Here is a 12,947-nt window from a genome sequence, read left to right on the forward strand (position 1 = left end):
TCATGGTTAATCTTCATACCACTTACAGACTATTCACGTAATTTTTAATGGATGAGATCAGATCAGACTGTTTTCTCACATAAGGCTGGAACGTTAGCTCCTCTATACAAGGAACCAACTTTTGCAATTCAGCCCGACTCTCCGCGACGGCCACATAGCCGTTGTCTTGAAAAACTTTGGAGATTTCAAGCTGATGGTCGTCCACATGCTCACCCCATTCTTTCCGGCGTGGAATGACAATAACGGGCTTGCCGCGTTCAAGACAATTTGTAATGGAGCCAACACCCGCATGAGAAATAATGCATCTGCTGCGCTCCACATATTCATTCATCTCTTCCTGCGTGAGGAAAGGAATCATAGTGAAATTTCGCGGCTGATACTCGGTATATCCGGATTGGGCAACAACCTCTTCTTCAATAATTCCTGCCTCAATCGCCTCATCAATAAGCTCAAACATCCGATTGAAGGGAAAACGCTGGGTTCCAACGATTGCAAATATCAAAATAAAGCCCCCCTGTACTTCGCATTGGGATAGCTATCCTGCAACGTTTCCCATTGGATGAAGAACTCATCCGAGATTTTGTACATCAATCTCCCGGTTGCGCTGGAGGAATAGATTTTGGCATAACTTTCGATATAAATCAGCTTGGCACCGAAGATTTTACCAATGAGGCAAAAAGGGTATGTGGCTCCCGCCCCTGTTGTAATGATCACCTTTGGACGCTCACGCAGATATAGAAAGAACGATTTGATAATATTAGCCACAAAGATTAGCAAGAACATCGCATTTTTACGCTCTTGCTGCATTAAGAAGTATACTTTGCCCTGAGACGATTCTACTTTTCTGCTTTTATTTTTCTCGGTAATCAGGAAATAATCATGTTCTTCAACCGCAGGAATAATTTTGGTTAATTCATCAAAATGGCCGCCTGTAGAACTGATCAAACAGACCTTCATGTTCTAATCTCCTTTGAAAAGGATACGTCCTTGGCTCGCTGTATCTGTATATCCACTTCTGCTTCAGCCCCTGACTTGGAATGGACTCCATTTCCCGTAGCATATAACGCGTTCAGGAAGATACAGAATGGAGCAATCAGATGAACCGTGGACAGGGTATTGTCAAAAAAGGAATAGGTCAGGAAACCGATAATCATACCGGCAAAATACAACCGGATCATGCCGCCCAATCGGAAGTAAACAGCCCGAAACACCAGCAGCAGCGATAGAAACAACAGGATGGCTCCAACTAACCCGCCATCATAATAAAAACGAATGTATTCATTATGCGGAACAACGAAGCCGGAAAAGATACTTCCATCATTCGCTACAAGAGTTGAGCCGAGTCCACGTCCAAATATCGGATACTCATTTGCTTTGCCAATAAAATAATTCCAGGCTACATCCCTTCCCGACAAGCCTTTGCTCTCTGACCTCATCTCATAATTGTCCCACTGTGCAATCACCATATAGGCCACAGCGACAACAAACAGAATGAGAGGAATAATCGCACTGACTCTGCCTTTGATGAAGGCTTTTAGTTGATCAAAAAGATAGACCAGAATAATCGGTATAAGCGCAATAAGTGGCCCCCTTGTTCCCGTCTGGACCAGAATGACCAGATGTGTCAAGGTAAGCATGTAATACAGAACAACCTGATGCCCTTGCTTGATCTGAATCAGACAGACGCAGATCGAGATAAAACACAACATGGCCAGATGCGCAGCGATGTTAGCTCCCTGTAACCGGGTTACTCCCGACATCTCCAGGTTAGTAATGGACAATATGCCGGCGAGTTGCAGAATATAACCACCAGCCAGACTGAACAGCGGCAACCATGCGAGTACACGTATAATTCGTTGACTGATCTCTCTTGAAAAATGGGGCATCAGCAACAAAAAAGGAACAATGACTCCCAGAAAGGCCTTGAATGGATCGAGCGGACTAACCTTACTGGGCAGATCAGATAGAAAATAACTCTCCACAAATAAAAAACCAATCGCCAGTGCAGGATATATCAACTCTTTGCGAATACCAAAGCGTAGAAAAAGAGAGACGACAAAACCCAGAATCGCCAGCTTGTAGAAGGACAGCGAATCCAGTCCTGCCAGATGAATGCTAAATATTTTATCAATGGACAATGAAAAACTTACGATGAGAATCATAAAAATCCAGCTGGGCTGTTTAATATAAACGCCCAGCAGAATCACAGCTATGAGTGCAACAACCGAGACTAGCGGAAGATAGATTGCTGCGAAAACAATTACCAGCGAAAAAAGAATGATATTAAACGACTTCATATTTAATGCAGCAAGTATACCGGTCTTTTGCATATCTACTATGCCACCTCAAAGCCAGAATCGTGTTTCAAAACGCATCCTTCGAACCTACCAGCACCTTGAACGTTCTGAAGATAATTTTGATATCCACCATCATGCTGCGCTCACGGGCATACGTCAGATCCAGCTCCACCATTTCCTCAAAACCAACACTATTTCGTCCGCTGACTTGCCATAATCCCGTACATCCCGGGATCATCTGAAGACGTTGTCTGTCATAGGAAGTGTAGTTCTTCACTTCTCTGGGCAGAGCCGGTCTGGGTCCAACGAGACTCATCTCTCCTCTGAACACGTTCCACAACTGAGGCAGCTCATCCAGACTGGTTTTCCGAATGAACTTGCCAATCCGGGTAATGCGGGGATCATTTTTCATTTTGAACATATTCCCGTTCACTTCATTCTGATCAATCAGCTGTTCCAGCAGATCTTCTGCATTCGCAACCATCGACCTGAATTTGTACATATGAAACTCTTTTCCATTCTGTCCGACCCGTACCTGACGAAAAAAAACAGACCCCTGCGGGGCCTCGATTTTGATCAGTAATCCGATGACCGCAAACAAGGGGCACAAAATGATCAAACCTATGAAAGAACCCAGCAAATCGAGCATTCTTTTCATAAATAGATACACTTTATCCGCATTTTGTCCTGACATCGTTGATGCATTGTACCCCAGACTTGGGTCCATAACAATCTCCGCTTCCTTCGTTTGGGGAGATGGACTCATTCAAACTCCCCCCCGGCTACATGTTCTACCGACTCTTTTTCCAGAATCTGTTGCAGAGCTTGCAGCATTGGAATTCTAAGTTCCTGTTTTTGTAGAGCGAAGTCGATGGTTGTCAAAATGAATCCCAGTTTCTCGCCCACGTCATAACGTACTCCCTCGAAATCGTAAGCATACACTCCTTGTGTCTCATTTAAGCGCTGAATCGCATCTGTTAATTGAATCTCTCCCCCTTGACCAATCTCTTGTTGCTCCAGATGTTCGAAAATCTCTGGACTCAGTACGTATCTCCCCATAATCGCCAGGTTGGAAGGCGCTGTGCCTTGGGCAGGTTTCTCTACGAACCTGAGAACCTCTGTCAAACGGCCATCCGATTGAAGCGGGTCCACAATGCCGTATCTGTCTGTTTGTTCAGCCAGTACGGTTTGTACGCCAACAATGGAATGTTGAACCTGATCATATTGATCAATCAATTGTTTGGTGCATGGAACTTCCGATACGACGATGTCATCTCCGAGCAACACGGCAAAAGGTTCGTCACCGATAAAGTTACGTGCACACCAGACAGCATGACCAAGTCCTTTGGCCTCTTTTTGTCTTATGTAGTGGATATCCACGTTAGAGGATTTGCGAACCTCTTCAAGCAGGCCCAGTTTCCCTTTTTCCAGCAAGTTATGTTCCAATTCAAAAGCGTTGTCGAAATGATCTTCAATTGCCCGCTTCCCTTTACCCGTTACGATGATGATGTCTTCGATTCCAGAGGCAATGGCTTCCTCAACGATATACTGTATGGTTGGTTTGTCCACAATAGGGAGCATTTCTTTGGGCATCGCTTTTGTGGCTGGCAAAAATCGTGTACCTAGTCCAGCTGCAGGAATGATTGCTTTTCTCACTTTTTTCATAAATACCACCCTATCCTCTTTTTTTTTTAGTTTGATAAAAGTTGAACCAGGGCATCTAACCCGTCCTCACGTCATACCTTCGACGATTAACGTCTAAGGTTCATTGAACCCACAGCATGACCGAGTGCCTACAGTGATAAAGGTGCAGTAGACATTACCTGTTTACTTGGGAGCATTGGATGGAAGGTTTACTTCTCTCCGTAGCCCACCGGAACTGCAGCGTTTTTGATATTGTTCAGGATTGCGCCCAGAATTCGTGCATTCACATGCTCCAGAGCAGCCTTGGTCTTCTTCACCAGTTCCTTCTTGACCTTGCCCGAGTTCACGACCAGTAGCACACCATCACACAGCGAACTCACAATGAGTGCATCCGTTACCGCAAGCACCGGCGGTGTATCAAACATGATGACATCATATTGATCCTCTAACTTCTCAATCAGCCTTTTCATCCGGTTGGAACCGATCATCTCGGAAGGGTTCGGCGGAATTGGGCCAGAAGTGAACAATTGGAGATTGTCGATATAACTCTCTCTAAGCACGTCTTCCACACTGTACTGATTAGATAGCACACTACTAAGACCGATATGATTCGGTACGGAAAACACCTGGTGCAAGGAAGGATTACGCAGATCCGCATCGATCAGCAGAACTTTTTTGCCTTCCTGGGCATAGGTTACCGCCAGGTTGCTAATGGTTGTGGTCTTGCCTTCGCCGGATTCAGCGGAAGCCACCATGATTTTTTTGATATGACTGTCGATTGAGGAGAACTGGATGTTCGTCCGTAATTTACGGTATCCCTCCGAGATCTGAGATTTGGAGTTAAAATAGGTCACCAGACTGTTATTTTCATTGGTTAGCCGCGACATATTTGCCATCCCCCACTTTCTGTTGAGATACGTAATTTTTCGTATTTTTCAGATCGTCTTTTTTCATTTTGGATATCACGGTAAGCACAGGCAGACCCAGCTCTTTTTCAAGTTCGGCTTCGGATTTGAATGTGTCATCCAGATAATCCATCAGGAATACAAGTGCAATGGCGAGCACAAGACCTGCGAACAGACTGACAATGATGCTTAATGTGGTTTTCATATTGATTGGAGATGCGTTACTATCCACTTTTGCTTCACTGAGGATAGCCACATTATCGATTTTCATGATTAGGGGGATTTGAGATTGGAACACGTTGGAGATGGCATTGACCGTTTTTGCGGCTTTTTCGTAGGTAGTCCCTTGTACAGTTATGCTCATCACTTGGGATTCGCTGGCTGTAGAGACGGAAGTGCTATTCATGAGCTGAGCAGAGGTTAAGCCTAGGTCCGGATACGTGGTAGCGACTTTATCCATAATGGCTGAAGATTTAATAATTTCTCTGTATGAGTTAATGAGTTTGATATTGGTTTGAATCATGCTGAAGTCCATCATCGCCTGGCCTTGAACGTTAGAGGTCTGGTTCACGATCAGTTTGGAACTTGCCTCATAGATGGGCTGGGTGAAGAAAATGCTTTTGACCCCTGCACCCACACCGGCTATCAAAGCAATTGCAACAATCAACCACAGTTTCTTTTGTAAGAGTCGAAAATATCCTTTCAGTTCCACTTTCATTCCTCCTATACGTTGTGATCTATCCTATGTAACTACCAGATGGACAGTAGCCATTTGCGAGGTTTCCAGCGTTCTGTGACCAGACACGAATTTGATAGAATGTGCGACGCATTCTCTGCCAGCCGCTTAACGGCTTCAGCTCCAAATCGACGCTCGATGGCCCGCTCTCCTTCACTTATGGCAAATGTCCTTTTGCACGTATCATGTGCATCTGATGAAATGAAATGAAACCCGTTTTCTTTGCAAAAATGAAAACACCACTGCCGAACTTTCCGTCCGAAAAGCCCAGTGAAAGATTGAGCTGTGAGCTGACATAGTCCGCCTTGACTCAAGTAATCAGCCAACAACTTTGGCTTCTTCAAAATGACGCGATTACGTTCCGGATGAGCAATAATAGGGGTAATTCCCGCTATTCGTAATTCATGCAGTATCCTGGGGAACTGTGAGGGAATATGACCAAAGGGTAGTTCCAGCAACATGTAACGACTTCCGGCGAGTGTGCAGCACTTTCCTGCATATAAGTCTCCAATCAGGTTGTCATGCACCCTGATCTCCTGTCCGGGACGGATCTCCAGGCGAATGTTACGTTTGCGAAGTTCTGCATGGAGCAGGTTCACGGCCTGATTGACCACCATCGGTTCATTGTTGTATTGCCCGTTCAGGTGATGCGGAGTAGCAATAATGGAGGTAATTCCTGAGGCTGCCGCCTTCTCAGCCATCGCAACGGACTGCTCCATTCGAACAGGACCATCATCTAGGCCGGATAATATGTGGCAGTGCATTTCAACCATATCCAAACTTCCTGAAATAGTATGAGCCCCCTCGCCCCTTTATTCATTGCGCAAATGCTTTTGGTGTTAAAGAACTAATGCATAACGCTATGAAATATAGTAAAATGGCGTTAAGTACATGTTTTGTTCAGAAAATGTTAAGAATCGACTTGGAATTATATGGTGAAATCAATGTAATGATAGGGTTCTTGCAGAGCCTTTTGTTCTGTTGCCTTTTCATACTGAAAACGGGAAACCGCGGGAAACTGAACTTCAGTAAGCATTGTGTTTAACTGTCCAGTTATATATAGTTTCTGTTCGTGCTGAATATGCAAGTTTGAATGATACATTGTGAGCTCTCCGAAGGGCTGTTTCCATTGCAACCTTGCGTGAAGTCGTACACATACATGTTGATCTTCAACATCCAAACCAATGAGCATTTCTGATGATACCGGCAAGTTCAGGTCGCTCAGGAAGGTGATTGCTTGAGTGTCCATTCCAAGTAACAGAACAGGGCGTCTTTTGCGGTCTACCATTTTCCCGTGAAACTCCTGAATGTACATATGGACATTTAATTTCATATCAGCCCATTCCTGAATTATTGAATACATGGTTTCATTCCTTTAGAATGGATTAGCCTACATGGACTGCCTCCACTTCCTTCTCACAGGTATATGGTCCAGGCAATCAGGAGATACTTAAAATATTCCAAATGATACATTTTGTAACTCCATACGTCCAATTTACGATACAATACGTATCATGTCAAGCGGTATTTGGACATGGTTCTTTTGATTTACGACAATTTGAGATGTCCTTAGACAGACCTATTTACAAATGGAAATGGGTTAAAGGAAACACATGAGGAGTTACTCTTTTGCAGGAAAGCTGCCCTGATCAAACACTTGGCTCAGGATTGTTTCAATATATATTTGATGTCGTTCAGGGGGAAATAGCTTATGAGCTACGGAAATCGCATTGCGGAATTACGGGAACAGCGGGGACTTACTCAAGAAGAACTTGCGAGCTCCATTCATATTACAAGAGCTGCTCTCTCCCACTACGAGAAGAATCGACGTAAACCGGATTTCGAAGTGTTAACGAGACTTGCTGATATCTTTGATGTGTCTATTGATTATCTTATAGGACGTACAAAGCAAAGTGATGTCGTGATGGATGAAGACGTACGTGATTTCGTGGATACCTTGGAGTTATCGGACAAAGAAGTGTTAGAACGCTTTGATCTGATGATTGATGGGAAGTCTTTAACAGAAGAAGAGGCACGTCGTTTTATTGCATTTGTCCGAATGGAACGCAGCATGGACTAAACCCGAAAAGAGGACCCAGTTCCCGAGAGATAACCTCTCTGGCTTCTGGGCTTTTTTTGTGTCTTAATTCTTTTTCATTCCATGCTTGTCTATTGTGTCAAGGACGCTTGTTGTTGACGGAGGATACGAAATGGTTCCAACGCTCCGGGTCGATTCCGCATTGCAGTAACACCTTCATGATGTCCATCTGGGTTGCTTCGACTTGTTTACCTGTCGGCCTACGATCGTCCCTGTTTGGATGCTTCATATTCATTCCGCTAACCTCTCTTATCTTTATACTTTCCCTGCCCTCCAAAACTAGCCTTATTATACTTGAGAAAGTTCCTCGATGTTGTCGTCTCATGGCGATAACGTTTTTTGATGGGGTTCTAATTTTGTCGAAAGCAAAATAGGAGCAATATGGTGCCGGAATGGCAACCATATTGCTCCTATTATTCTTAATACAACCTGTTCATGCACTTACACCTTGGAACAAGGAAGTTATTAACCTCCAGCACGTGCAAGTTCACGCATATTCGCTTCAAACGCTGCAAGCAGCGCTGCTTCTCCAGTCAAACCTGTTGCCTGAATCCGTTCGATCTGTTCTGTCATACGTTTGAAGTCTTTCGGAATAACCCGAACGAACTGATTCAGCGCATCTTGCCAGTTATCCAGAACGCGCTGACCGACAGCACTTCCTGTGTTGGCAACATGACGTTGAATCATGCCTCGCAGATCTGCACTTTCGGCCACATCTTCGATACGTTCCAAAAGAACCATTTCCAGATTACAACGTTTCAGGAATGTGCCTTCCGGATCATACACATAGGCAATACCTCCGGACATCCCTGCTGCAAAGTTACGACCTGTATCGCCCAGTACAACGACACGTCCACCTGTCATATACTCACAACCATGGTCGCCTACACCTTCAACGACTACTTTGGCGCCCGAGTTACGTACAGCAAATCGCTCACCCGCAATACCACGGATATACGCTTCGCCGCTTGTTGCTCCGTAGAGAGCCGTGTTACCGATAATGATGTTATCTTCCGCCTCAAACGTTGCTTTCGGAGAAGGCATCACGATCAGTTTACCTCCGGACAATCCTTTACCTACGTAGTCATTGGAATCACCTTCAACGGTCAAGGTCATACCTTTAGGTACAAAGGCCCCAAAGCTTTGTCCGGCAGAGCCGACAAATTTGAATTTAACCGTATCTTCCGGCAATCCTGCGAGTCCATATTTGCGTGTGATCTCACTACCCAAAATGGTACCTACTGCACGGTTAACGTTTGTAATTGGAAGCACCGCTTCAACCGGTTGCCCGGATTCAATAGCAGACTGTGCCAGTGGCAGCAATTGTTGCATATCCAGCGTTTCTTCCAATTGGTGATTCTGATGCTGTGTGCGGTAACGTGCAGAGCCTTCCGGCATTTCAGGCACGTGCAGCAATACAGACAGATCCACACCTTTTTTCTTCCAGTGATCTACGGCTTCTACCGTTTCGAGGCAATCTGTACGTCCGACCATCTCCTGAATAGTACGGAAACCAAGATCAGCCATGATCTCACGCACATCTTCAGCAACAAATCGCATGAAGTTAACCACATGAGCTGGATCACCCATATAATTTTTACGCAATTCCGGATTCTGTGTCGCTACACCAACCGGACAGGTATCCATCTGACAAACACGCATCATGATACAGCCAAGTGCTACGAGCGGTGCTGTAGAGAATCCATACTCTTCTGCTCCAAGCAAGGCAGCAATCGCCAGGTCACGGCCGTTAAGCATTTTGCCATCTGTTTCGAGGACAACACGGTCACGCAGATTGTTCAACATCAACGTTTGATGTGTCTCTGCAAGACCCAGTTCCCAAGGCATACCTGCGTGGCGAATCGAACCTTGTGGTGATGCACCTGTACCTCCGTCATAACCGCTGACAAGGATAATATCGGCACGGCCTTTGGCTACACCAGCTGCGATGGTACCCACGCCCACTTCCGATACAAGCTTCACGTTAATCTCAGCACGCGGATTGGCATTTTTCAAGTCATAGATCAACTCTGCCAGATCTTCGATCGAGTAGATATCGTGATGCGGTGGTGGCGAGATCAGACCTACACCCGGTGTTGATCCACGAACTTCAGCAACCCAAGGATACACTTTACGTCCTGGTAGCTGTCCGCCTTCACCTGGTTTAGCTCCCTGTGCCATTTTAATCTGAATCTCATCGGCATTAACCAAATAGTTGGATGTAACACCAAAACGTCCGGATGCTACCTGTTTAATCGCACTGCGACGGGAATCCCCGTTGCTATCTTTAATGAAGCGAGCCGGATCTTCCCCACCTTCACCGGTATTGGATTTACCTCCAACACGGTTCATAGCGATGGCAAGATCTTCATGCGCTTCTTTACTGATCGAACCGAAGGACATTGCACCTGTTTTGAAACGACGCATGATATCTTCTACGGATTCAACTTCTTCGAGTGGAATGGAAGCTCCCACCGGTTTCAGCTTCAGCATGGAGCGAATGGTCAACAGTTGATCATTCTCACCTTGCACGAGCTTGGAATATTTTTTATACAGCTTGTAATCCCCAGTGCGTACCGCATGTTGCAGGGTATGAATGGTTTGCGGATTGAACAGATGCTCTTCTCCGTCGTTACGCCATTGATAATCCCCACCGGAATCCAATACTTTATCGTTACCGTCTTTTTCCGTAAAGGCACGGTTATGATGTGTCAACGCTTCGGCTGCCACTTCTTCCAACCCAATTCCACCGATACGGGAAGGTGTCCAGGTAAAGTAACGGTCAACGAAGTCTGATTTCAGACCTACCGCTTCGAAGATTTGAGCTCCACGATACGATTGAATCGTAGAAATCCCCATTTTGGACAACACTTTAGTAACGCCTTTGGTAGCTGCTTTAATGTAGTTTTTCACTGCTTTCTCATGCGAGATACCACGCAACAACCCTTGCTGAATCATGTCATCCAGCGTTTCAAAGGCCAGATAAGGGTTCACCGCACTTACACCATAACCCAGCAACAACGCGTAGTGGTGAATATCACGCGGTTCTGCCGATTCAAGCATAATGCTGACTTTGGTTCTGGTTCCCTGGCGAATCAGATGGTGATGCAGACCTGCTACAGCAAGCAATGCAGGAATGGCAGCATTCTCTGCGTCCACACCGCGGTCAGACAGGATCAGAATGTTATGACCTTTGTCGATGACACGATCTGCAGCTTCGAAGAGCAAATCCATCGCTTTGCGAAGTCCTTCTGCTCCTTCCGCAGCGGTGAAGAAGATTGGAATCGTCATGGAGCGGAAGCCTGGGCGACGCACATGGCGAATCTTCGCAAAGTCTTCATTCGACAATACCGGTGTATCCAGACGGATCTGGCGACAACTCTCCGGTTCAGGGTTCAGCAAGTTGCGCTCAGGACCAATGGTTGTTGCCGTAGACGTTACAATCTCTTCACGGATTGCATCGATTGGCGGGTTGGTTACCTGGGCGAACATTTGTTTAAAGTAGTTGTACAGACGCTGCGGACGATCCGACAGCACAGCCAGCGGTGCATCATACCCCATCGAACCCGTAGCTTCCATACCTGTTGTTGCCATCGGCTCCAGGATTTTACGCAGTTCTTCAAATGTATAACCATATGCCAGCTGAAGCTGGGTCACGTTATCATGTTTTGGATCAGGAAGTTCCGGTGCTTCCGGCAACTCGCTCAGATCCATCAAATGCTCATCAAGCCAATCCTGATACGGATTCTCGGCTGCAATGATTGCTTTTACTTCCTCATCCGCGATGATGCGGCCTTCTTGTGTATCCACAAGCAACATCCGACCTGGACGCAGACGATCTTTGTACAGGATCTCTTCCGGCGCAATATCAAGTACCCCAACTTCGGAGGACAGGATAATACGGTCATCCTTGGTTACATAATAACGAGCTGGACGCAATCCATTACGGTCAAGTGTTGCACCAATTTGCAAACCATCTGTAAAGGCCATTGCTGCTGGTCCATCCCAAGGCTCCATCATCGTGCTGTGATATTCATAAAATGCTTTTTTGGCAGGGTCCATGCCCTCATCCGTGCTCCAAGGTTCAGGAACCATCATCATGGCCACGTGTGGCAGGGAACGACCACTCAGATACAGGAACTCCAGCGTGTTATCAAACATGGCTGTATCCGAACCGTCCGGATTGATAACCGGTTTTACTTTCGCGATGTCGTTACCAAACAACTCGCTCTCGAACAAGGATTGCCGTGCATGCATCCAGTTCACGTTACCACGCATCGTATTGATCTCACCGTTGTGGATCATGAAACGATACGGGTGGGCACGTTCCCAGCTTGGGAAGGTGTTGGTACTGAAACGGGAATGCACAAGTCCAATGGCCGATTCCACGAGTTCTTCCTGCAGATCCAGATAGAACCCGCCAACTTGTTCAGTTGTCAGCATGCCTTTATATACAATTTTGCGACAAGACATGCTCGGAAGGTAGAACGAACCACCTTCTGCTTCATCTGCCGAATAACGAATAGCCAGCTCAGCGCGTCTGCGAATAACATACAGCTTACGCTCGAATCCAAGCTCATCCTTCACATCTGCGGATCTTCCAATAAACACCTGACGTACATAAGGTTTTGCTGCAAGCGCAGAACGGCCAAGCATTTCATCAAAAGTAGGAACATCCCGGAAACCCAGGAACGTCTGACCTTCTTCTTCAATAATCTTCTTAAGGCTCTCTTCATGCGCACTGCGAATGGCAGGGTCCTGGGAAAGGAACAACATCCCTACGCCATAGAATCCCTGTTCAGGCAATGCAAAACCAAGGCGTTTCGCTTCCTCTGCAAAAAAGCGATGTGGAATCTGAATCAGGATACCTGCTCCGTCACCGGAATTCGGCTCACTTCCCTGTCCTCCACGGTGTTCCATGTTACTAAGCATGGTCAGTGCCTGACTAACGATATCGTGTGAAGGTACTCCTTTGATGTTGGCAACAAAACCCATTCCGCATGCGTCTTTTTCGAACTGCGGGTCATACAGACCCTGTTTTGGAGGTAATCCGATGTGTCTCATGGAACGCAACCTTTCTATAATGAAGTATTTCGGAAAGATCAAGAACATAGGCAACAGGCAACAATGAAACGGGAGGAGCTGGCCTTTCGCTTGCGATAGAGCCTGCTAGATAGAAGAGGTGACAGCATGAGACTGTCAAAAATAATGCCTGCTATTGGGCAGAAGCCATTAAATGAGATGAGCTGATCCGGACGATCCGGCAA

At 46.0% G+C, this 12,947-nt stretch carries 12 protein-coding genes; 1 reads left to right on the forward strand and 11 read right to left on the reverse strand.

Annotated features, from left to right (window positions below):
* Positions 1–22 precede the first annotated feature (22 nt).
* From pssE to MHB71_RS18740, 9 genes are all read right to left on the reverse strand, one after another.
* On the reverse strand, positions 23–502 hold the full coding sequence (gene pssE / locus MHB71_RS18700; RefSeq protein WP_253506272.1) for a PssE/Cps14G family polysaccharide biosynthesis glycosyltransferase: 480 nt from the start codon (positions 500–502) through the stop codon (positions 23–25).
* Positions 499–957, reverse strand: coding sequence for a PssD/Cps14F family polysaccharide biosynthesis glycosyltransferase (pssD, locus tag MHB71_RS18705; protein WP_036668906.1), 459 nt, complete (start codon positions 955–957; stop codon positions 499–501). The genes pssE and pssD overlap by 4 nt, the downstream gene beginning before the upstream one ends.
* Positions 954–2,330, reverse strand: coding sequence for an O-antigen ligase family protein (locus MHB71_RS18710; RefSeq protein ID WP_076319065.1), 1,377 nt, complete (start codon positions 2,328–2,330; stop codon positions 954–956). Before MHB71_RS18710 ends, pssD begins: the two co-directional genes overlap by 4 nt.
* 34 nt (positions 2,331–2,364) lie before the next feature.
* Positions 2,365–3,024 carry a sugar transferase gene (locus MHB71_RS18715; protein ID WP_047844154.1) on the reverse strand — a complete coding sequence of 220 codons (660 nt, stop codon included), beginning with the start codon at positions 3,022–3,024 and terminating at the stop codon, positions 2,365–2,367.
* A 35-nt stretch (positions 3,025–3,059) separates the two neighbouring features.
* Positions 3,060–3,962, reverse strand: a complete 903-nt coding sequence (galU, locus tag MHB71_RS18720; protein ID WP_036611572.1) for a UTP--glucose-1-phosphate uridylyltransferase GalU — start codon at positions 3,960–3,962, stop codon at positions 3,060–3,062.
* Between the two features lie 188 nt (positions 3,963–4,150).
* On the reverse strand, positions 4,151–4,828 hold the full coding sequence (locus tag MHB71_RS18725; RefSeq protein WP_036611333.1) for a CpsD/CapB family tyrosine-protein kinase: 678 nt from the start codon (positions 4,826–4,828) through the stop codon (positions 4,151–4,153).
* Positions 4,809–5,558 (reverse strand): Wzz/FepE/Etk N-terminal domain-containing protein, encoded by a 750-nt coding sequence (locus tag MHB71_RS18730; RefSeq protein ID WP_076327310.1) that lies wholly within the window; start codon positions 5,556–5,558, stop codon positions 4,809–4,811. The genes MHB71_RS18725 and MHB71_RS18730 overlap by 20 nt, the downstream gene beginning before the upstream one ends.
* Positions 5,559–5,596: 38 nt before the next feature.
* On the reverse strand, positions 5,597–6,355 hold the full coding sequence (locus tag MHB71_RS18735) for a CpsB/CapC family capsule biosynthesis tyrosine phosphatase (protein WP_036611338.1): 759 nt from the start codon (positions 6,353–6,355) through the stop codon (positions 5,597–5,599).
* Between the two features lie 155 nt (positions 6,356–6,510).
* Positions 6,511–6,915 carry a hypothetical protein gene (locus MHB71_RS18740; RefSeq protein ID WP_127551237.1) on the reverse strand — a complete coding sequence of 135 codons (405 nt, stop codon included), beginning with the start codon at positions 6,913–6,915 and terminating at the stop codon, positions 6,511–6,513.
* Between the two features lie 378 nt (positions 6,916–7,293).
* Between MHB71_RS18740 and MHB71_RS18745 the strand changes: the two genes are divergently transcribed.
* A complete protein-coding gene (locus MHB71_RS18745; protein WP_036668894.1) occupies positions 7,294–7,662 on the forward strand; it encodes a helix-turn-helix transcriptional regulator in 369 nt (122 codons plus the stop codon).
* 97 nt (positions 7,663–7,759) lie between these two features.
* Here MHB71_RS18745 and MHB71_RS18750 read toward each other — a convergent pair whose 3' ends face one another.
* Positions 7,760–7,915, reverse strand: a complete 156-nt coding sequence (locus tag MHB71_RS18750; protein ID WP_017690128.1) for a hypothetical protein — start codon at positions 7,913–7,915, stop codon at positions 7,760–7,762.
* A gap of 230 nt (positions 7,916–8,145) precedes the next feature.
* Positions 8,146–12,744, reverse strand: coding sequence for a glutamate synthase large subunit (gene gltB, locus MHB71_RS18755; RefSeq protein ID WP_339182679.1), 4,599 nt, complete (start codon positions 12,742–12,744; stop codon positions 8,146–8,148).
* Positions 12,745–12,947: the final 203 nt, after the last annotated feature.

The sequence above is a fragment of the Paenibacillus sp. FSL H7-0940 genome, assembly GCF_037979415.1.
GTDB lineage: Bacteria > Bacillota > Bacilli > Paenibacillales > Paenibacillaceae > Paenibacillus > Paenibacillus amylolyticus.